The sequence below is a fragment of the Mesorhizobium sp. A623 genome (genome assembly GCF_054489405.1).
In genome coordinates, this window is the sequence record NZ_JBTMXB010000013.1 from 1 (window position 1) to 20112 (window position 20112).

Sequence of the window (20112 nt, forward strand, 5' to 3'; positions counted from 1 at the left end):
TGGTCGCAACGGCTTCATGTCCGACTTCCACTACGCATCAGCCGCCTGACGATGACGGGAATGTCGTTGCTACGAGACAGCATCCGGTCCGGCCGCGCTGCGGTCTGGACCGGAATGGCGGCGATCGTCGCGCTCGGCTGGCTCTACATGCTGCGCATGAACGCCGGCATGTCGGCTATGCACGGCATGGCGATGCCCGCCGCGGCAGGCCTTGCCGCGCTTCTCATAGTCTTCGCCATGTGGGCGGTGATGATGGCGGCAATGATGCTGCCGTCGGCGGTGCCCGCAGTCTCCGTATTCATGATGCTGGCGGGCCGACGCGGTGTTTCGGCGAGCGGACGGCTGACGGCGATGTTCGTTGTCGGCTATGCGCTGGCCTGGCTGGGTTTCTGTGTTCCCGCCGCGCTGGCGCAATGGGGCCTGTCACGCACCGCACTGCTGACGCCCATGGGCGAAAGCACCTCGACGGCGATCAACGCGGCGATCCTGGTCGCTGCCGGGCTATTCCAGTTTTCCGCGCTCAAAAGCGCCTGTATCTCCAAGTGCAGGACGCCTTTCGCCTTCCTGATGCATGAATGGCGCGACGGCGCGGCCGGCGCGCTCGTCGTCGGATTGAGATACGGGATGTATTGCGTCGGATGCTGCTGGGCGCTGATGGCGGTGATGTTCGTCGTCGGCACCATGAATTTGATCTGGATGGCGTTGCTGGCGGCCCTGGTGCTCTCTGAAAAGATCATGCCGGCGCGCTGGCGCTTCGACTGGGTGGTGGGCGCCGGCTTGATCTTATGGGGTGGGGCGCTTGCCACGGCGAGTTACATTTAGGTCGCAGGGAATCGGAGAGGCGGAATGCCCTACAGCGTGGCGGGCCCTTATTATGAAGCGTGCAACTGCGAGGCTATCCACCACATCGAGCCATCCCTGCATGCGGCTGCGGCGTTGGGTTCGCAATCCGGCAGGTTTCGACCTCATGTCGGACGTAGACATCCGTTTCGTGCTTGCCCGGAAGCGGACATTCATATTAACGCAGTACCGACGGCTATGCGCCCTCTAACTGGTCTTCGCACAGTTCCCGGCCCGTCTCGAAAGCCGACGTTCATCATCATATGAATATAGAGATTGGGCGACGCAATTCAGAAACTCTTCGCGCATGGCGCGCAGTGGGGACACCGCAGCCGCCTGTTCAGGAGTAAGCAGGTCGGATGGTTGATAGGTCGCCGTCTGCTGACGGGGGGAGCGTGGTTTCTCTGGATTCTCCAGGAAATTGAACGACAAATCATAATCCCTGACCAGATGATCAGTCAGAGAAAGGTAGGTCTGTTCAAGTGAAAGCTTACTTGTCCGGGGGGCGGCGTTCTTCGCCATAACCATATTCCTTAGCGCCTGCGGTTTCCTTATCGCTTGCGATGGGGAATGGTCGGATCAATAAGCAGGAAGCCAACGTGATGATCGACCACATCCCCAACGCAAGCGGATTGCGTTGTTGAAGATGATCGAAGCACCAACTCCATCCTGATGACGCACCAGCAATGCATCACAAAGGGATGAAGCGCCGCACGACCTGCTCTTGAAGAGCATTTTACAGGCTGCATTCGCGCAGACCGGATCGCGAAGTCTGTATCGGGGGACAATAAAAATTGTAGCCCGACTCGTTGTACCTCTAGCAGAAACGCCGCTGAACTATGCGCCCTGATACCGAAGATCTCGGGTGAAATGGGCTCGGTTGTCAACTAGCCGCAGCATAATTTCTTGCTCAAGAGGGTGGGCTGGCCAGCAACATAAATATGCCAATTACACTGCTGACAGGAAGTCGAACTGGTGATTTGAATCAGGCTCGAAGGCAATCATGTCACTGGCAGGCAGGCTGTATAAATCATGCCCTCTCCAGCAACTGGGAAAGGGCGCCCTCTCCGCCATTCACCCCCTTAAATAGCTGATAATGCTCAACTCTTTGGGCTGTAAGGATTCTTCAACCGTCGCAGTGGTACACAACGGCGATACACATGGTTCTTTTAATGGCGCGGCCCTTCAAGCATCCGAAAACGGGAATCTATTGGTTTCGCAAGCGCGTCCCCAACACGCTGCGCGAACATGTGGGGAAGCTTGAAGAGAAGGTTTCTCTATCGGACACGCGACCCCCAGATTGCAAAGATCGAACACGCTCGCGTGGCGGCAGCGGTCGAGCTTCGCTGGCTAAGACTAGCCGAAGGCGTACAGTCTCTTTCACATCGACAGGCGGAGGGTATCGCGGGAGAAATCTACCGTGAAATGGTCGAGAAATACGGCGATGACCCCGACCAGGTTCCGGGACGGATTGGAAAACTCTTGTTCGACCAAGCCTTTCTCCGTCCAAAGACGGTGCGGGTTTTCCCGATGGGGGCCAATCCCAAAGCCAGTCTCGCTTTTTTTTGAGCGTCTTCTGGTCAATCGGAACGTCGCCGAGGTGGACGCATGGCTGCGAGATAAAGGGCTGTTGCTTGACAATGATAGCCGTCAGAAGGTCTTGCATCTCCGAATTCAACAGGCTGAACGGCGCATGCGACTCGCTGCACCAGCACCGGACGCCGACGCCTCATGCTTCGGGCATGCGGTGGGCGGGATCCGATTTCCAGTTGTTCAGTGGCGACAATTTCACGGCGGCGCGTGACGTGTTGTCGGGATGCCGTTATGCTCGTGGTGCTTTTTTCCTGGCTTTTGCCAATAAATAATAAATGAGGGGCGAAGTTGATGAGACGATTATTTGCTGGGGTGACGGCTCTTTTTCTGTCTGGGGGAATGGCCACTGCGGCCGGAACGCACTGGGGATATGCGGGTGAAGCGGGGCCGACACACTGGGGGGCTTTGAACGCGGACTATGGTTTGTGCGAGCTGGGCCGGAATCAGTCGCCCGTTAATATAACCGGAGCGATCGGGGCGTCGCTGGAGCCACTGCAATTGCGCTATACCGAGAGCGGTGGGGCAATTGTAAATAACGGCCATACGATCCAGGTCGATTTTGAGCCGGGCAGCACGCTGGTTGTTGAGGGCGATAGTTTCGTATTGAAGCAGGTGCACTTCCATGCACCTGGCGAGAATGAGGTTGAGGGTAAAGCGTATCCGCTTGAAGCTCATTTGGTGCATGCGGATTCGGACGGTAATCTTGCCGTGGTTGGGGTTCTGTTCGAGCGCGGCGAGCCAAATGCGGCGTTAAGCGAACTTTGGGCGCAAATGCCAGTTGGGCAAAATGCTCAGACGGTGTTGAGGCCGGGCTTCAAGGCTGCCGGGCTATTACCGGGGGCATTGCAATATTATCGTTTTAACGGATCGCTCACGACGCCGCCCTGTTCTGAAGGCGTGCGCTGGTTTGTACTGAAGACGCCCCTTTCGGCATCGCAGGAGCAAATTGCTGTATTTACCAAGGTGATGGGCAGCCATACCAATCGGCCGGTACAGCCGCTAAACGCCCGTATCATTGTTCAGTAGACGCCGTAGGTCAGCAGACCGCGTACGGTCTGCGCCCGGGCGGCGAAGATCCAGACGCCCAATATGCTGCCGTGCCAGAGGAAAATGGCGCTGGCGATCACGGCGAGGCCGGTAATAAGGTAGTAGAAGGAGCCGCCGAGGAGGAGCTGTCCGCCGCCGTCAGCGAGGAGGATGCCGACCAGGGCGAGGAGAACCGCGAGAATCCGCGGCGCCAGCAGCCGCGCCAGCGTGACGCCTGATCCGTGATCTTTCGCGTAGGCTGTGTTGCTCGGCACCGAGTGAAGCGGGAGGTGGAGGGAGGGTTGGAGAGGACAGTCCCATGGACATCTCCGATCTAGCTCATCCTTACTGCCACGCCTCCGGCTTCCAGATTCGTCGCACTTTATCAAACTTGTTTAGACGAATCCGGGACAACGGATGTACTGTTTTCCAGCTCATATGCGCGCGACGATGATATCGCGCCGGTCGAGCACGTCGTTGGCGACCGGCAAATGCCCTCGTCCTGATTGTCCACTGTGGATGAGGCCCATCATGCGCCATCTTTTCAGTCCCACTACATTTCTGTCGCGGATGGCCGCGTTCGGCCTGGCCCTGCAACTGACCCCCGCATTGGCCTTCGCGGTCTCCGTCGATCCGGCGACGCCTCCCTCCAGCGCGACGGTGATTCCTATTCCGCCCGGGCAGATAGAAGCGGCCGTCGCGAAGCTCGATGAACTGGCTGCTGAGATCATGGAGCGGTCCGGCATTCCGGGCATGGCCGTCGCCGTGGTGAAGGATGGGGAAACCGTCTACGCTGAGGGTTTCGGCGTGCGCAAGGCAGGCGAGGGGGCGGCGGTCGACGCCGACACGGTGTTCCAGCTGGCCTCGGTGTCCAAGTCGATCGGGGCCACGGTGGTGGCGCGCCAGGTGAGCGCGGGCGTGATCGCGTGGAACACACCGGTATCCGTGTACCTGCCCTGGCTGGCTCTCTCGGACGAGTGGGTGACAGAGCACGTCACCGTCGGAGATCTCTATGCGCACCGCTCGGGGCTGCAGGATCACGTTGGCGACCAGCTCGAGGACCTCGGCTACGACCGCCGTGAAATCCTGGAGCGCCTTCGGTTTGCGCCATTGGGTCCATTCCGCGACCAATACGCCTACACCAATTTTGGCATGACGCTGGGCGCGGAAGCCGTCGCTGCCGCTGCGCAGATCGACTGGGAGACGCTGTCGGAAGAGGCGTTGTACGAGCCCCTGGGCATGGGATCCACCAGTTCCCGGTTCGACGATTTCCTCGCGCGCGAGAACCGGGCATCGGGGCACGCCCTGGTCAATGGCACCTATACCGCAGCCTATCGACGGCAGCCCGATGCGCAATCGCCCGCCGGAGGCGTCAGTTCGTCAGTCAACGATCTGGCGAAGTGGATGGCGATGATTCTGCAGGACGGCGACCTCGACGGCGAAGTCTTCATTGCCGAGGAAGCGCTGCTCCCGGCGCTGTCGCCGCAGATCGTGTCCGCGCCACCGCGCTCCCCATCCGAAAGGGCCAGCTTTTATGGGCACGGTTTCAACGTCGCCGTGGCGCCGTCCGGCCGCACCACCCTGTCGCATTCCGGCGCCTTTCTGCTCGGCGCCGGCACCAGTTTCACGATGATTCCGTCCGCCGATGTCGGGATCGTGGTCCTGACCAATGCCGCGCCGGCCGGCGCCGCCGAAGCGGTGGCGGCCGCATTTGCCGATCTTGTCCAGTTCGGCGAGGTGACGCGGGACTGGTATGCAGCCTATTCGGGCCTGATGTCGGGCCTCTATACGCCGTTCGGATCGCTGGTTGGCCAAAACCCGCCCGCCAACGCGGCACCGGCCGCTGAACGGGGCGCCTATGTTGGGGTCTTCGCCAACAATTTCTACGGCGAAGCAACGATCGAGGAGACGGACGCCGGGCTGGCGATGCGGCTCGGACCGGGCGGCATGTCGTTCCCGCTAAAGCACTGGGACGCCGACGTGTTCACCTTCGAGTTGTTCAGCGAGAACGCCAGTCAGGGGTCGGTGTCGACCATTGCATTCAAGCCCAGTGCCGAGGGCTATGGCGAACTTCAGATCGAGTACTTCAGCGAGGACATCGACAATGGCGTCTTTGCGCGCCGGTAGCGTGGCCGCTCAGTTGTCGCCAACTGACCCGAGCTTGCTGGAAATAGCCTCCCTTACCGCGAACTCTGCCATGGCGAGAGCAGCCTCGCGGGTCTTGGCGGCGGCGATGAAGCAGCCATTGTGGCAAAAGCTCGCGCCCGCCACGCCGCATGCCGCCTCCAGATCGCCATTGGTCAGACCGGCCCAAGCCGCGGGAAGATCTGCCCTCACCTCAAACCCTTCGTCCGCCCGACGGATCGTGGTCAGGCACCAATCCTTTTCGCGCGGATGGACCACGAACAGCAGATGATCGGCGCACGCCCTCACGATGGCAGGACGGAACGGCATGCCCATGGGAAGCTCTAGAATACGCCCCTGCCCTGCAGCCTCGATGGCCCGATGCACAACAGCCTCGGCCCGAAATTCTGCGGCACTGCGGGCGATACTCGCCTCGACGAAACTGCGGGCGATCGTCAGGGCAGTATGGAACGCGCCATCTTCGGCTACGGGGCCGGTCTCATCAAAAACCGGCTTCAGGGTTTCCAGCAGAGCTGGCAGCGTGAGCCCTGCCAGCGGCCCAGGGGGGCTGAGTGCACCATTGTCCACCAGATCGACCGGGAGCACAAAACTCGTATCGAACGAGGCGTGGACTGCCTCAATATGAGCTTCGGGAAGGCCTGAGGCGACAAGATAGTCACGGCCATAATGCTTCCAGATCAATCCGAACGAGCTGTAGGGTTGGCCATCCTCGCGCAGCGGCGCGCCGCGCTGATGGTGATCGAATATCTGCGCGTTAGCGTCGTAGAGGCCGCCCACATCGTAGACGATGCGGTCCAGGCCAGGTGTGATCCATTCCGGCGCCCTGCTGCGGATCAGACGAGCCTGCGGGAAAAGCTGTGTCAAGACAACGCTGGACAGCAGTTCGTCGGCATGGAAGCCACCGGAATGGGTGACAAGGAAATCTAGGATCATGCCGGGACATACCTTGTGTTCGCGGAGGATCCGCTTGCAGGGGTCAGAACAAGATCTGCTCAAAATCGTACGCGGCGTTTATCAACGAAAGACAGCCGTCACGGATTTATCACGATCCCACCTATCGATGATCGTCTGATCTGCTGCCCTGACGCACTACGCAGAAGGTGCTGGATTTGGAGGGCCGGGGCGATCCGGGACCAAAGACGTCGAGATGTCATCCGGCCATTGCGTGTTCTTCGGTCAACCTTATTGCCGGCCACGCGCTGCGACCAGCGGAAGCCGATTTCATGGAAATACAGATCGGCGTGTTCTGGGCTGATATGATGGAACACGCCGGCGACGGTGCGCCGCACCCTTGAGTTGAAGCCCTCCGCCGAATTGGCGTGGACATCACCGCGAACATATTCCTGCTTCGAGTGTCGGACGGTGTCGTGGGCCACGAAATTATGTCCCAGAGCCACGAACGCTTTCCACTCGTCGCTGATCAGGTGGGCGGTGCGTTGGACGTCCTTTTCCAGCACGCGAGCGGCTTCATTCGCCGAGAGATTCTTCACGACAGAAGCTCGCGCGGCCCCGGCCGGAGAGCCTGGTGAGTCGTCGGCTGGTCTCTGCACAACGGCGAGTACGGGCGTTTTCAAGGTCTTGCGAAGCCCCTTCCGCCCCCGTCCAGGGGCAGGGCCGTCCGCACCCTTCTTCGGTTCGCCTCCAAAGTAGAAGCCGTCGATCTCGATCGTGCCACCCAGTCGGTTGATCGGTGCCATCATCAGTCGCAGGGCATGGCCCAATCGCCATGCCGTCGGCTGGCTAACACCGAGCGCCTCTGCCAATCGCACCGAGGACAGACCCTTGTCGGATTGCAGGATGAGCCACATCGCCTTGAGCCAGATGCCTAGCGGAAGCTTGGTAGAATGCAGCGGCGTCCGCGTGGTCACTGTGAACTGGAACCGGCAATCACCACCCGAGCATTGATAGAGGCCGGGCCGTGCCCGGTGTCTGCCGGTATCGCGGCCCGCAAGCGCGATCGAACGCCTGGACCCGCAAGCTGGGCAGGCTCGACCATCAGGCCAGACCATCGCCTCGAGCAAGCGTCGGCATCGCTCTTCATCTGCGAAAGCCATGACCATATCGTCTACCGTTCGGATCGATGAGAGGATCGTATGCACCGCATCGGACATTGCCGTCTCCCGGATTTTTCACCCCGGTGAGAATCGCACCAATATCTTGCGATTGCAACGTTACGCTGTCTTTCGTTGATAAACGCCTCGTACGCTAAGGTCGAACGAAGCATGAACTAAGTTTGCTTGTGTCTCATGATTTCCGGGGAGCGACCTCTGATCCCAGTGGATAATCGCGCACGAGGCGTCGCCACCTTGTCATCCACCCGAAGGTGCGTTCAACGACCCATCGGCGCGGGAGGACCTCGAAGCCGACGGCGGCATCGGAGCGTTTGACGATCTCGATGGTGAAGTCGAGGAAGGCGGCCTTGTCCATAAGTTTCGTGCGATCATAGGCGCCGTCGGCGAAGAGGTGCTTGAGCCACGGCCAGCGCTTGCGCACGGTGTCGAGGATCATCTGCGCGCTTGGCCCAGTCCTTCAAGCGTTGACTTACGGTTGACGAAAAATCGACGTGACAGCACCGCTTGAAGAGATAACCAAACTGGTTCAAGCGCGCCTGCCGGCTAGGTTTTTCAAGGTTTATGTCGCCCCCTCTCACGTGCGGACGTTCCTATTAACCCGCTGTCGCTTGCGGAGCCTCGCCCATCAAAGGATCTGGACCGTATGCGTTGGGGCCGCTCATGCCCTTTCGGAAGCCGAGCGTCACCAGTGCCCAAATCCCGATGACGAGCGTTACAATGTTGAGAGCCCATCCCAGCGTATTGGGAAGATAGATGCTCTGTCCGGCGAGCATCTGCTCGCTTCCGGTGATGCCAAGGAGATCGCCGATCTGCGTTATCAGGCCAGGTGCCATGAAAACCGCCATGCGAAGGCCTGGCTTGCCCTGATCGTGAAGCCGCTTCACCCCAACGGCGACAGCGGGATAAAGAAATGCCAGAGACAGGATCAGACTTGCCACGGCTCCCAGCGTCGAACTGACCGCTGAAAGCGGCATGACGATCACGATGGAAAGGATCACCGCCGCCACAACCATGATCAGGCAGGCAATCCAGAAGGGCTTGCGATTGATGCGCCCGTCGAATGATGTGTAGAGATAGCGAAAGTCCATTTCGTGCCTCCTGTTTCGGATGGTCGTAAGGGTCGTGGGTGTCGCCAGAGGGTAGTTTGGGCCTCCGGATCTGCGGTCACAGCGCCGCGACAATGGCCTTTGCCAGTTCGGCGCTCTGCTGCTTGCGGGCCGACATGGTTTCTTTTTGCCATTCCTTGATTGCCGTCATTATCGATTTGCCCGGTTCCGACGGCATCATGCCGTGGCCGTGATAGGCGCTCAGGCGAAGTTGCAGATTGCCCTGCCGGACATAGAGCGTTCCGAACCTCGTCCCGAAACGGGCCTCATCTGCAACACCCTCCACATCCTCGAAGTGAAGCCCCTTGCCGCCGACCGCGCTGGAAAGCTGCTTGGCCGCGCCCTGCTTGGTCCCGCTGTCGAGTTCTACCTTTTCTTTGGCCTTATTCACGATGCCATCCATAGCATCGGAGACTTCCTTGGCGGACATGCCGCGTGTGACACTACGGAAATTGCTCGAAGCCGCCTCTGCTGTGTCGAAGACATCGACTCCAAGGCTCACTTCCAGCATCTCCTTGTCCCCCTTCCAATCATAGGCGCATGTGGAAGAGCTGGCGTCCGACACCTCAAGCTGATCGGCGGGCACGTTGAACGTTTTGGCGACCAACTCCTTCGGCACGATCTCACATGGCGTTTCCTCCAACGCCGCATCGAAGACCGCTGAACTGGCTGTGGAGTCGGTATTCACCTGCGAGTCACTGGAAACAGTCTGATCTTCGGACGACGCCTCGCTCGATGCATCGCTGCACCCGATCAGGCCAAGCCCCAGAAAGCAGGCAAGTGCGAGACAGCCTATGGATGGAAAAGTCGTCGCCGATCGATTGCTGGGCTGTGAGATTGGGCCGTTAGGCATGGTTCGATCCTGACTATATGTTTCTTGGTGTCGGCGCCTGACTGCCACCGCGGAAGCGCGCGGTGATTCAGCTATTCGACGATCAGTGGGATCTGCGCCGCCATTTCACCTGTGCCGCGCATCTTGTAGCGGATCAGGTATTCTCCGAGTGATGACGGCGCGAAGATCGATAGCGGGCTTCCCTGAGACGTTCGCGTCTCGCGCAGCGGCTTGGTATCGGCAGGCGCATCGGCCGGCACGATTTCGATGAAGTCCTCCCAATTGGCCGGGCCGGTCCATGCGACGGTGATCGTCGCGCCAGCCGCCGCGGAGCCCGGTGCCGAGAGGGTGGCTGCCGCCTCCGCCAGCGGCACTGGGATGCTGGCCAGCACGCGCTTGGACTGTTGCACCACATAGCGGATTTCGTAGGCGCCGACGGCTTTCGGCATAGTGATCTTCGCCGGCGAGCCGCGGTTGGTGCGGGCGTAGTCGTTATACTTATCCTCAGGCGCGCCCTTCTCGACGACGGTAATGTAGTCGTCGTGACTGTCCGGGCCCGTCCAGGCAATTTCGACGGCGCCTCCCGGAACGGGCGTGTTCAGGATTTCGAGGGTCGCCGATACGGGCGTCAGCGTGACCGTCTGGCTTGCCAGAACGCGCTTGGACTGTTGCACCACATAGCGGATTTCGTAGGCGCCGACGGCGTCGGGTGCCCGGATCTTCGCCGGCGAGCCGCGGTTGGTGCGGGCGTAGCTGTTATACTTATCCTCAGGCGCGCCCTTTTCGACGATGGTGATGTAGTCGTCGTGATTATCCGGCCCCGTCCAGGCGACCTCGAAGTCCGAACCGGCAGGAATCTCGGCGGGCGCTTCGACCGTTGAAGAAACAGGCGTCAGCGTGACGTCCTGGCTGGCCAGCACACGCTTCGTTTCCTTCAGTACATAGCGGATTTCGTAGGCGCCGACGGCGTCGGGTGCCCGGATATTTGCCGGCGAGCCCCGGTTGGTGCGGGCGTAGCTGTTATATTTATCCTCAGGCGCGCCCTTTTCGACAATGGTGATGTAGTCGTCGTGATTGTCCGGGCCCGTCCAGGCGACCTCGAAGTCCGCACCGGCAGGGATCTCGGCGGGCGCTTCGACGGTTGCGTCCGGCAATTTTTCTTGCACCGGTTCCGGTTCGGTTTGAACCACCGCCACGGTTTCACCCATGGCGCGCGTCAATTCGGCGGCATTATAGGCCGAAAAATAGCGCCCGCCCGTCTTCTCGGCGAGGCATGAAACCTGCTGGCCTTCTTCCTCCGACAGGCCGAACCCGACGACGTGCGCGGTAAAATCCATGCCGCGCTCTTCCAAGTCGGCTGCAAGCGCGCATGGGTCCGCCTCACACGTCTCGATACCATCGGTAATGAGAATGACCGTCGCCTTGTCTTCGGTGAAGCGCAGGGCGTCGGCGGCCTGTCTTACAGCGGCCGAGATCGGCGTCTTGCCGAGAAACTTCATATTGTCGGCAGCGGCGATGATTTCCGGGACGGAATTGGCACGAGGCGGAACCAGCAACTCGATATCCGAGCAATTGCCCTTTTCCCGGTGGCCATATGCCATGAGGCCCAGCTCAAGGCCGGCGGGCGCGTTTTCCAGAACATCACGCAGGGCGCTACGCGCGATCTCGAGTTTAGGCACGCCTTCGATCTGACCCCACATCGAGCCAGACCCGTCGAGGACGATGATCGATCGCTCGGCAGCCATTGCCGGCACGCTCAAGCCGAGCAACGCCGAAACAGCCAGAAACTTCGCAAAAATGTTCATGGTGGTAGACCTTCTTAAAATTCGGAAGAACGGGCCGCGCATTCTCATTGCCGTCTTGGGCGGTGGACTGTCAGTTCGTGCCACTCGATCAGATCGCGGCCGACCTGGAGACGCTGTGTCCAGATGTCGGAAATAGCGTCGTCCATCAGCCAGGGTCGATGAAGAAGGCCGAAGGCCGTCTGCTCCTGGCCACTTATGTTCATCGAAATGACGAAAACCATTTGCGGCCTGTCGGCAAAGGCCCCGTCGCCGGGTTCCTCGCCATTGCGCGTCGCATGGGAGAACAGATAATCGGCAATACCGGCCGGCCCCGGCATGGCGCCATCCGTCTCTTGATAGAAGGGAAGCTCAAAATCGGGCGCCGATATCGTCTGCCATTTCCCGCTCGGCCCCTCGGGGATGTCGAGTGACAGGCAGGGCACGCCCAGGCAATCGGCCGCTCGCGCCTCACGATCGCTCAGTTCCTTGCGGCTGGCGCGCACGACGCTCGCCCGCATCCCCATCACTTCGCCGGCAATGAAACGCCATGTGATATGCGGGCCTATGCCGAAGACCTTCTCAGGCGCGGCATTCTCGGCTCCATACGCACCAATAACGTCCTTGTGGACGGCAGGCCCGAGATTGAACCTCGTCACCTCGACATAGGCGTATCGAACATCGGGATAGTCGGGGGATGCCGCTGACAGCCGGTAGGTGACCTGGTAACGGGTGTGGGGAAGCTGCGCCTCGCGGCTTTCCACGAGCAGAATGCTTTTCGTGACCGGATCGATGGCGGCGTCGGGCTGGAAAGCGGAAGACCCTATTTGCGGGAAGCGTGCCGGGTCATACCAGTTCCCCTCGGTCAGGGACTCTGCATCGATCTCGGTGAATCCACCCTGTCCGACGAAGCCATCGAAACGCTGCTCCAACTCGTTCGTAACCGTTTCCGGCAGGACGACAGCGAGGGCCGACGACATGGTCAAGCCCGCCTGCAGTATGATCGCCACCGCCGCTATGCCCATGCGGTGCGGCCTGAAAATGGCGAAAGCAGATTTGGAATGTGCAGGTTTGCAATGCGCTGTCACCAGGTTCTCCCGTTCGCGCCGATCAATTCATTCAGTGTCATGGCAGCTTCGCCGCCAGCGCGGACGGCGCGCCCCGCGGCTTCGACCAGGCGAGCGCGCGGTCCTTGAGAGTACGGAATTTCCCCGACAGCTCGTCGAGGCGCGCTTCCCATGCGGGGTCCGGCCGCTGACCGTCGATGGCGCGGAAATAGGCCTGCATCATGCAGGCGATCGCAAACGGCTCAAGCAGCGCAGCTTTCACGCTCCATGCAAACAACAGCGCAAAGATCACGCCGCCCGCCGCCCACGCGCCCGGTATCAGGTAAACGATGGCCATTGCCGGCGCGAGCATGACAAGGAAAACCAGAAACGACAGCCCATAGACGAATAAGGCGATCCACGCCGCGTTCTTCAGCATCGGCTTGTAGTTCTGGCCATAGAGGATCAGGGCCGTGCGGGCAGACTCCCACGGGTTGGTCGCAGCCGTTCTGATGGCATAGGCGAAGATCACCTCGTCGATCAGGCCGACGGCGATCCGCAAAAATGCGCGCAATATGCTGGCCAACTGTTTTATGCCCGGCAGCGGCAGGATCGAAAGTACGCCGCGCATCAGCCCGGTGATGGCGGCGAGAACGCCCTTGACGAGCTGGTCCACCGCAAACAGCACACTTGCCTCGGCGAACCGCTCGCTGACGACCGATTGCGCATAGGATATCTGCGAACGCCCTTCCGGCATGGGCTTGCCGTCAAGCAGTTCCACCAGCACCGCGATGTGGCCCGCCTTGACCAGATACAGGATATATTCGCGCAGCCAGTACATGACCACGCCGACAATTCCGAAGCCGGCGATCCCGCCCCATAGCGAGGCGCTTGCCCGAAAACCCTCGTCGCCGATATTTCCGATCCCCCAGCCGACACCGGCGCCAACGCCCGTGGCAACGACATAGGCGACAGCGATGCCGAAATAGACCAGCATGCGGAAGATGACGAATGGCAGCGTCCGCCACATAAGGCTGAGCGCCTTGCCTATTTCAAAATCCCACATTGCTCCCCCAACAGGCGTGTCACGCCTCGACCATAGGCGAATGCGATCCCTCGGCGATTCGCAACCCAGCCTTCCGGTACCAGAAAGATCAGGGCGGGCGCCCCGTCTAAACGGACGGGAAAGGAGAATTAAATCGCTGCACGCTTCTCAGTAACCTGTCTTGGGGAAGGTCAATTCGCAGGCGTCGGTTCATCTTAGGAATTTTCACTTCGAACAAAGTCAGGCGCCCACGTCCTTGCATTTTGTGATCGACCGAACGTAGCCTGATCTCTGCTATGGGGGCGAGGATGCGAATTGAACGTGCACATCGAACGGACCGGAGTTGGAACGGCGAACCTTTTCAAAACCCGAAGGATGACGGGTCCACGCGCTGGCTACCCGGATTTGCCCGATATTTCCGGCCTATCCTCCTGGTCGCAGTCCTGCTCGGACTTCCGGCCGGGGCCTTGGCAAAAGATCTGCCGCAGCCGGCCGGCAAGGTGTTGCTGCGTATTACGGGCGATATCGAACGCACCAATGGCGACGGCGAGGCCCGTTTCGATCGCGCAATGATCGAGGCGCTTGCCCTGAGCACGCTGGAGACTACGACGGTCGTCGCAGACGGCGTCAAACGGTTCAAGGGCGTCCTGATGCGTGATTTGCTCGATGCCGTCGGTGCAGCCGGGACGGTCGTCACCGCAAGCGCTCTCAATGATTATGTTGTCGACATACCCGTGACCGATTTTGAGGAATTCGATGTTCTGATGGCATTCCAAATGGATGGAGAGCAGCTTACCCGGCGCGACAAGGGGCCATACTGGATCGTTTATCCACGCGACGATTTCACGGTGTTGCAGGACATCAGATATGATTCTCGCTGGGTCTGGCAGTTGCACCATCTGGACGTCCGGTGAGAGAGCGGCGTCGAAATCTCATCTCGTACGGCGTGCCGGCGATTGTCGTGGTGGCGTTCGCCGTCTTCCTGGCGTTCTCCATGTCGACCCTGGCGAGAATCGAAAAGGACATGCGTCTCAATGTCGGAGAGAACATGCTCTGGGTCCTCACGCAGGCGGAAATCGCCGGTCTGCGCCTCGATGAACAGGTCGCAAGGCGGACCAACGGCGACCTCGAAAATACGGATATTCGGCTTCGGTACGACATTTTGCTGAGCCGCCTGAAACTGCTGTCCCAGGGGCCGCAGGCCCGGTACCTGGATGAACTCGGGATGGCCCATGCCATCGGCGAACATTCGGAGGCTGTCCATATTTTCGAGCCCCGCCTCGACACAATCATGCCGGGTGCAACAGTCATAGCAGACGAGCTTCACGAAGCGCTGCAACCCTTGAACGCGCTGTTGGGTCGGGTCGCCAACGCGGCGATGATAAGGCAGTGGGAAGAATCGGGAGCGCGGCTCGACCAATACCGAAGTGCTGTATTGCAGGTCATCGCCGCTGCCATCGGCATCATGCTCAGCGGGCTGTTTCTGGCGGTAAGGCTGCTGCTCACTCTCCACATGGAAAGAGCCGCGGAGCGATCGCTCCGCAAGGAAAAGGAATTCTCCGACCTGCTGATCAACTCGAGCGGCGAGGGTATCGTGGCGCTGGACAGCGGGCTGCGATGCATATTGCTGAACCCCGGCACGGAACGCCTCTTCGCCGTCACAGCCGCAAGCTGCACCGGAATGGAGATCGCGCAGGTTTCCAATTTCTTCGAGAAGCCATCGATCAAAACCGCACTTGAGAGCGGGCTGGCCGGGGAGGAGGTCTTCGTCGGCGACGAGATGTTCGTCCCGAAACCGGACGCGGCACAGGTCTATATCGACCTGGCATGTTTTCCATTGCATACCGAGGGCAAGACGACCGGTATTATCCTGTTCATTCGCGATGTGACCGAACGCCATGCCGCCCAGCGTGCATTGGCGCGCCACAGCAGCCAGCTCGAAAAGCTCGTCCAGGAACGGACACGCGATCTCGAACATGCCCAGCTCCAGCTCGTGTCGGCGATCGACACGGCGCCGGACGGGTTTGCAGCTTTCGACACGGAAGGCCGACTGGTCCTGGCCAATCGTCATCTTCGTGACCTGCTGCCATTGAACGACGATCTGGTCGCGGCCGGAACGCCGGTTCAGCATGTAATGGATGCCGTGATGCAATTGGCCCACCCGGATCAGGGCGCTCATCCCGATAGTGAACTCACGGAGGGAAGCGATGTGCGCAGGGATCTCCATATGGCGGGCGGCAAATGGATCCAGATGACCATCAGATCGATGCCCACGGGGGGAACCGTCATGCGCCTAGCGGATGTCACGCCATACAAGATGGCCGCACTCGCTTTGGAGGAAGCGCTGAAGAAGGAGCAGGGCGTCAATGAGTTCTATCGAAGTTTTGCCGCCATGGCCTCGCATCAGTTTCGCACACCGCTGGCCGTCATCGACTCCAGTACTCAACGGCTCGCACGCCGCGGAGAAAAAGTGACGGCCGATGAACTTGCCGAACGCACCACCAGGATACGAGCCGCCATCAGCAGAATGACCCAGCTTATCGACACGACACTGAGCGCCACGCGTCTCGATGCCGAACCGGCACATGTCAATGCGAATGATTGCGATGTCGCCGCTCTGGTCCGCGGCGCCTGCGCGCACCAGCAGGACGCCATGCCGGGACGCCGGATTCTGGTATCGGCCAAGAATGATCCGATGGAAGTGAAGTGCGATCCGGTTCTGGTCGAGCAGGTTCTGACGAACCTTCTTTCGAACGCGCTCAAATATTCACCGTCAACGGCCCCGGTCGAGGTGCACGTCTGGGCCAACGGCGGATCGTTCTGCTGCTCTGTGAAAGACGATGGCGTCGGCATTCCCGCCGACGAGCTACCGCGTCTGTTCGAGCGATTTTTCCGGGCCAGCACCGCGCACCATATCGCGGGCACCGGGCTTGGCCTCAACCTCGCGCGTCATCTGGCGCGCATGCATGGCGGGGATGTCACGGTGGAAAGCGAGGAAGGGGTCGGATCCACCTTTACGCTGCGTCTTCCGCAAGTTGCGGAAAGCCGCTTGTCGCGCGACGTCGCGTAAACAACCGCAAGCCAGTGTTAAGAGGTCGATATGGCTCAGAGCCCTGTTGGAAATCTGGAGATGAACGCGTCTTCCAAAGAAGCTGAAGCGACCAGGCCGCTGCTGCTTTGCGTGGAAGACGAAGACGATCTGCGTATCGATCTCGTCGAAGAGCTGGAGGAAGCCGGATATACGGTTCTCGAAGCCAGCAATGGCGCACAGGCCATGGCGCAACTGGCTGCGGTGAACCCCGACCTCATCCTGTGCGACGTAAACATGCCGGTCCAGAATGGCTACGATCTTTTGCGGGAAGTCCGCAAAACACGACCGGACCTTGCCGACGTTCCCTTCGTCTTCCTGACGGCATTGGCAGATCCGAAAGAAGTCGCGGACGGCAAGCGTGCCGGCGCCGACGACTATCTCGTCAAGCCGATCGATTTCGAACTGATGCTGGCGACCATTGGCGCCAGGCTACGTCAGGTCTCGCGCATGCGCGATAAGGTCGCGGCCGAGGTCGTCGAAATCCGCGGTGCTCTCGCCAACTTGCAGGAACAGGAAACCCGCAGCATTTTCGACAACACCGTTCGTGTCCTTGACTATGTCGCCCTCGGCATTGTTCTTCTCGATCGCCATGGCCAGGTTCGTTTTGCCAATCGCACGGCGCGTGATTACGCGGGGGAAGATGACGGGCTAATCATCGGCGAGACGATGAAGGCGTCGCTCGCTGATCATTCCACGGAACTGAAGCGCATCATATCGGCAACGATCGATGCCTGCCTGAAAGGGGATGACCAGGTCATGTGTCTGACGGTGCCCAGACCATCGGGACGCCGCGACCTGCTTGTTCTTGCCTGTACCCTGGCCGGCCAGGATGACGGCGAGGGGACGGCCGCCGCCATGTTCATTTCGGACCCTGAACGCCGTCCTTGCGTTCCCGAAAACGTTCTGTGCGGACTTTTCGGCCTGACGCCCACCGAGGCGCAGATCGCGCTTGCCTTGGCCGAGGGGAAACGTCCCGACTATATTTCGGCGAGTTTCGGAGTTTCGCCGACGACCACAGCCTTCCATATGCGCAACCTGTTTCGGAAGACGAGTACGAACCGCCAGGCAGACCTGATCGCCCTTGTCCTGGCCGGACCAATGGCGATGACGCTGGATTGAACACAGGCTCTGAGCGGTTTTGTTGCAACGGCTCCGCGCTCATCAAAGCGGACGGATACGAACTTAGGGTGCATTCTCAATCTGCCGCGCGACCCACTGGGTGTGTTCACGTGAGAATGCACGTTCTGCTTCATTTACGAAGGCAGAAAAACTCTCTTCGCTATTTATCGCGCCGAGGCGTGTCTGAAGGATGCCGATTTCGTGAGCGGTGAGACTGTAGGCAGAAGCAAGCTCGTTGAATTTTTTTAGCTGGATCCACCCAATGGCTGCCCAGGCGATAACCAACAAAGGTTCAGTTGGCCAAATCATCCATGGGGGGTCATGACGAACCCGAAGGAGAGCTAACGCGATCGCAGTACCTTGGACAACAACGCAAATTGCAATCCATAACCGAAAACGCCGCCTGTTCCACTTTACCTTCGCAACATACCATTCACGTTGGTCCGTGATCCGGTCCGTCTTGTATTTTGAATACGTTCGGCCAGCGGAAGAGCGCGAATTGCGTTCATTTCATTGGTGATCTGATCGCCCGTCACTGGTCGCCGGCTGATGGAATCGCGTACCTTGAACATTCAATCCTCCGATAAGGTCAGAGGCTGTCCTTGCCACAAGGCCCGTATTCAAAACGTTGCAACACAACCCGACGGACGTGCCCAGTCTCAGGCGAACATGTGCTCTAGCGACAAAGCCGTTTGTCGCCACGAGGCTGACAACCCTCCCCGCGTCGGCTTTATTCGGAAAGATTTTCCCGGTCGCGTGCGCGCAAATCGGTTCTGTCGCAAATTTTTTTGACGGTCCGAAAATGTAGAAAATTATTCTATCCGACGAACGCATTCATTCCTGATCCGCCCATTACCGCTGTCTGGACCGCGCTCAAACAGTCCACGATAGGCATTTTCGATGTCGAGTCGTAGGCGCCTGAGAACATTATTCTACGCCGCGATAATTTTGCGACAGATGGGATATTCGGCTTGAGCCCATTCCTGGAAACCGGGTGGTGAGGTGCTGCGCTTCGAGCTGATGATAGAACGTGGTCTGTTTGGAACAGCCACAAGCATCAGGAAAGGAAGCGCAGCATGAAACATTATGCCGGATTGGACGTCTCGGTAAAGGAAACCTCGATATGCGTCCTGGACGAAGCGGGTACGATCTGCCGCGAGATAAAAGTCCCCAGCCACCCGGAAGACCTCGTTCAAACCTTGAAGAATCCCGCGTGGCAATTCGTTCGGATCGGACTTGAAGCCGGGCCGTTGATCCCCATCGCCGCCTGACACCCCAACTTCTTTCCGGTCTCCGTTTAACTGCCAATCGACACAAGAGTAGCGCGACGATCATACTTAGTGGCAATGCGCAGACTACGTAATCGTCAGGAACCGACTACGGACAAAGCGGGTTTGCAAGCTTTTTTCCGCATGGAAGGCGTGCAAGGCACGATGGCGCTATGGAACCTGGGCCCCGCGCGTGTTCACATACACGGAGTACAACGAACTGTGGCCACAGATGAACAGGCGATTGCGGGCAGGGCCGCCGAAGCAGAGGTTGGCAACGCTTTCAGGCACATGGATCTTGCCGATCAGCGTGCCATCAGGCGCGAAACAATGCACTCCGTCTCCAGCGCTGGTCCAGACATTGCCGTCAGTATCGATGCGGAAGCCGTCAGGGATGCCGGGCGTCACATCGGCAAAGACGCGGCTGGAGACGAGCCGTCCGTCATCCGTGACCGTGAACGCCCGAATGTGATGCGGGCCATTCGGGTCCGGCCAGAAGCCTGAGTCTGCGATGTAAAGAATGGATTCGTCCGGCGAAAAGGCGAGCCCGTTGGGGCGCGAGAAATCGTCGACCATCAGGCTTACCATGCCGTCCGCGGGGTCGACTCGGTAGACGTTGCAGCTGCCGATCTCGGTTTCTGCCTTGCCGCCCTCGTATTCGGCGCTGATGCCGTAGGTTGGGTCAGTGAACCAGATCGAACCATCAGATTTGACGACGACATCGTTGGGTGAATTCAGCCGCTTGCCCTTGTAGTGGTCGGCGATCACGGTGATTTCGCCGGACAGCTCCGTGCGTGTCACCCGGCGTTCGCGATGTTCGCAGGTGATAAGCCGACCTTGTCGGTCGCGTGTGTTGCCGTTCGAGAAATTCGACGGTGCACGAAAAATGGTGACGTTGCCGCTCTCCTCGTCCCAGCGTAGCAGCCGGTTATTCGGAATGTCCGACAGGATCAGGCATCGTTGATCGGCGAAATAGACTGGGCCTTCGGACCATCGCATGCCTGTGTAAAGTTTTTCCAGCAAGGCGTTCGGCAGTGAGTAACGCCTGAAGCGGTCGTCTAATGTCTCGAAGGTCGCCATTCCAAAAATCTCCCCAAGTCATGTCTCCCGCTGCTGCGTCAACAGGTGGCCCTGCCAGTAGCGAATGC

General features: G+C 59.6%; 18 protein-coding genes and 3 pseudogenes. 9 read left to right on the forward strand and 12 right to left on the reverse strand.

Going from position 1 to position 20112, the window contains the following annotated elements; all coding sequences use genetic code 11:
• A partial coding sequence (locus tag ACX3P1_RS14950; protein WP_459080386.1) for a DUF2182 domain-containing protein occupies positions 1–822 on the forward strand: 822 nt, incomplete at its 5' end.
• Positions 823–1047: 225 nt separating this feature from the next.
• On the opposite strand, the gene ACX3P1_RS14955 is transcribed toward ACX3P1_RS14950, so the two are convergent.
• Entirely contained in the window at positions 1048–1362 is a 315-nt protein-coding gene (locus ACX3P1_RS14955; RefSeq protein ID WP_459080387.1) for a hypothetical protein, read from the reverse strand.
• 650 nt (positions 1363–2012) lie between these two features.
• Here ACX3P1_RS14955 and ACX3P1_RS14960 point away from each other — a divergent pair.
• The 3 genes from ACX3P1_RS14960 to ACX3P1_RS14970 all read left to right on the forward strand — a co-directional run bounded on the left by ACX3P1_RS14960 (position 2013) and on the right by ACX3P1_RS14970 (position 3459).
• Positions 2013–2264 carry a DUF6538 domain-containing protein gene (locus ACX3P1_RS14960; protein WP_459080512.1) on the forward strand — a complete coding sequence of 84 codons (252 nt, stop codon included), beginning with the start codon at positions 2013–2015 and terminating at the stop codon, positions 2262–2264.
• Positions 2164–2409, forward strand: coding sequence for a hypothetical protein (locus ACX3P1_RS14965; protein WP_459080519.1), 246 nt, complete (start codon positions 2164–2166; stop codon positions 2407–2409). Before ACX3P1_RS14960 ends, ACX3P1_RS14965 begins: the two co-directional genes overlap by 101 nt.
• 315 nt (positions 2410–2724) lie before the next feature.
• Positions 2725–3459 carry a carbonic anhydrase gene (locus tag ACX3P1_RS14970; protein WP_459080388.1) on the forward strand — a complete coding sequence of 245 codons (735 nt, stop codon included), beginning with the start codon at positions 2725–2727 and terminating at the stop codon, positions 3457–3459.
• Here ACX3P1_RS14970 and ACX3P1_RS14975 read toward each other — a convergent pair.
• Positions 3453–3734, reverse strand: coding sequence for a hypothetical protein (locus ACX3P1_RS14975; RefSeq protein WP_459080389.1), 282 nt, complete (start codon positions 3732–3734; stop codon positions 3453–3455). The two genes, ACX3P1_RS14970 and ACX3P1_RS14975, sit on opposite strands and share 7 nt — an antisense overlap.
• Before the next feature lie 256 nt (positions 3735–3990).
• Here ACX3P1_RS14975 and ACX3P1_RS14980 point away from each other — a divergent pair, with 256 nt between their 5' ends.
• Positions 3991–5586 carry a serine hydrolase gene (locus ACX3P1_RS14980; protein ID WP_459080390.1) on the forward strand — a complete coding sequence of 532 codons (1596 nt, stop codon included), beginning with the start codon at positions 3991–3993 and terminating at the stop codon, positions 5584–5586.
• A gap of 9 nt (positions 5587–5595) precedes the next feature.
• Here ACX3P1_RS14980 and ACX3P1_RS14985 read toward each other — a convergent pair whose 3' ends face one another.
• The 8 genes and pseudogenes from ACX3P1_RS14985 to ACX3P1_RS15020 all read right to left on the reverse strand — a co-directional run bounded on the left by ACX3P1_RS14985 (position 5596) and on the right by ACX3P1_RS15020 (position 13507).
• Complete coding sequence (locus ACX3P1_RS14985; protein WP_459080391.1) at positions 5596–6537, reverse strand: MYG1 family protein; 942 nt, start codon at positions 6535–6537, stop codon at positions 5596–5598.
• Positions 6538–6635: 98 nt separating this feature from the next.
• Positions 6636–7715 (reverse strand): IS1595 family transposase, encoded by a 1080-nt coding sequence (locus tag ACX3P1_RS14990; protein WP_459080392.1) that lies wholly within the window; start codon positions 7713–7715, stop codon positions 6636–6638.
• Between the two features lie 133 nt (positions 7716–7848).
• A pseudogene (locus ACX3P1_RS14995) lies at positions 7849–8118 on the reverse strand (transposase); the annotation flags it as partial.
• Positions 8119–8269: 151 nt separating this feature from the next.
• Entirely contained in the window at positions 8270–8764 is a 495-nt protein-coding gene (locus ACX3P1_RS15000) for a DUF805 domain-containing protein (RefSeq protein ID WP_459080393.1), read from the reverse strand.
• A gap of 76 nt (positions 8765–8840) precedes the next feature.
• The gene (locus ACX3P1_RS15005) at positions 8841–9683 is read right to left on the reverse strand and encodes a hypothetical protein (protein WP_459080394.1); all 843 of its coding nucleotides are present in this window, start codon (positions 9681–9683) and stop codon (positions 8841–8843) included.
• A gap of 23 nt (positions 9684–9706) precedes the next feature.
• The gene (locus tag ACX3P1_RS15010; RefSeq protein WP_459080395.1) at positions 9707–11419 is read right to left on the reverse strand and encodes a vWA domain-containing protein; all 1713 of its coding nucleotides are present in this window, start codon (positions 11417–11419) and stop codon (positions 9707–9709) included.
• A gap of 44 nt (positions 11420–11463) precedes the next feature.
• On the reverse strand, positions 11464–12483 hold the full coding sequence (locus ACX3P1_RS15015; protein ID WP_459080396.1) for a hypothetical protein: 1020 nt from the start codon (positions 12481–12483) through the stop codon (positions 11464–11466).
• Between the two features lie 37 nt (positions 12484–12520).
• A complete protein-coding gene (locus ACX3P1_RS15020; RefSeq protein ID WP_459080397.1) occupies positions 12521–13507 on the reverse strand; it encodes a hypothetical protein in 987 nt (328 codons plus the stop codon).
• 446 nt (positions 13508–13953) lie between these two features.
• Between ACX3P1_RS15020 and ACX3P1_RS15025 the strand changes: the two genes are divergently transcribed.
• From ACX3P1_RS15025 to ACX3P1_RS15035, 3 genes are read left to right on the forward strand one after another with little or no spacing between them, the layout of a single operon-like run.
• Entirely contained in the window at positions 13954–14400 is a 447-nt protein-coding gene (locus ACX3P1_RS15025; protein WP_459080398.1) for a putative pterin-binding protein, read from the forward strand.
• A 47-nt stretch (positions 14401–14447) separates the two neighbouring features.
• The gene (locus tag ACX3P1_RS15030) at positions 14448–16556 is read left to right on the forward strand and encodes an ATP-binding protein (protein ID WP_459080399.1); all 2109 of its coding nucleotides are present in this window, start codon (positions 14448–14450) and stop codon (positions 16554–16556) included.
• Positions 16557–16616: 60 nt separating this feature from the next.
• Positions 16617–17696, forward strand: coding sequence for a response regulator (locus tag ACX3P1_RS15035; RefSeq protein ID WP_459080400.1), 1080 nt, complete (start codon positions 16617–16619; stop codon positions 17694–17696).
• A 63-nt stretch (positions 17697–17759) separates the two neighbouring features.
• Here the strand turns inward: ACX3P1_RS15035 and ACX3P1_RS15040 are convergent.
• Positions 17760–18149, reverse strand: a pseudogene (locus ACX3P1_RS15040) (SLATT domain-containing protein); the annotation flags it as partial.
• Positions 18150–18772: 623 nt separating this feature from the next.
• On the opposite strand from ACX3P1_RS15040, the pseudogene ACX3P1_RS15045 reads away from it, so the two are divergent.
• Positions 18773–18949, forward strand: a pseudogene (locus ACX3P1_RS15045) (IS110 family transposase); the annotation flags it as partial.
• A gap of 186 nt (positions 18950–19135) precedes the next feature.
• Here ACX3P1_RS15045 and ACX3P1_RS15050 read toward each other — a convergent pair.
• Complete coding sequence (locus tag ACX3P1_RS15050) at positions 19136–20044, reverse strand: SMP-30/gluconolactonase/LRE family protein (RefSeq protein WP_459080401.1); 909 nt, start codon at positions 20042–20044, stop codon at positions 19136–19138.
• Positions 20045–20112: the final 68 nt, after the last annotated feature.

What these genes read in the sequence shown, in the direction of transcription:
- ACX3P1_RS14955 (WP_459080387.1), bottom strand. Translation starts at nt 1,362, where the DNA reads ATGGCGAAGAACGCCGCCCCCCGGACAAGTAAGCTTTCACTTGAACAG.
- ACX3P1_RS14960 (WP_459080512.1), top strand. Translation starts at nt 2,013, where the DNA reads ATGGCGCGGCCCTTCAAGCATCCGAAAACGGGAATCTATTGGTTTCGC.
- ACX3P1_RS14970 (WP_459080388.1), top strand. Translation starts at nt 2,725, where the DNA reads ATGAGACGATTATTTGCTGGGGTGACGGCTCTTTTTCTGTCTGGGGGA.
- ACX3P1_RS14980 (WP_459080390.1), top strand. Translation starts at nt 3,991, where the DNA reads ATGCGCCATCTTTTCAGTCCCACTACATTTCTGTCGCGGATGGCCGCG.
- ACX3P1_RS14985 (WP_459080391.1), bottom strand. Translation starts at nt 6,537, where the DNA reads ATGATCCTAGATTTCCTTGTCACCCATTCCGGTGGCTTCCATGCCGAC.
- ACX3P1_RS14990 (WP_459080392.1), bottom strand. Translation starts at nt 7,715, where the DNA reads ATGTCCGATGCGGTGCATACGATCCTCTCATCGATCCGAACGGTAGAC.
- ACX3P1_RS15000 (WP_459080393.1), bottom strand. Translation starts at nt 8,764, where the DNA reads ATGGACTTTCGCTATCTCTACACATCATTCGACGGGCGCATCAATCGC.
- ACX3P1_RS15010 (WP_459080395.1), bottom strand. Translation starts at nt 11,419, where the DNA reads ATGAACATTTTTGCGAAGTTTCTGGCTGTTTCGGCGTTGCTCGGCTTG.
- ACX3P1_RS15020 (WP_459080397.1), bottom strand. Translation starts at nt 13,507, where the DNA reads ATGTGGGATTTTGAAATAGGCAAGGCGCTCAGCCTTATGTGGCGGACG.
- ACX3P1_RS15035 (WP_459080400.1), top strand. Translation starts at nt 16,617, where the DNA reads ATGAACGCGTCTTCCAAAGAAGCTGAAGCGACCAGGCCGCTGCTGCTT.
- ACX3P1_RS15050 (WP_459080401.1), bottom strand. Translation starts at nt 20,044, where the DNA reads ATGGCGACCTTCGAGACATTAGACGACCGCTTCAGGCGTTACTCACTG.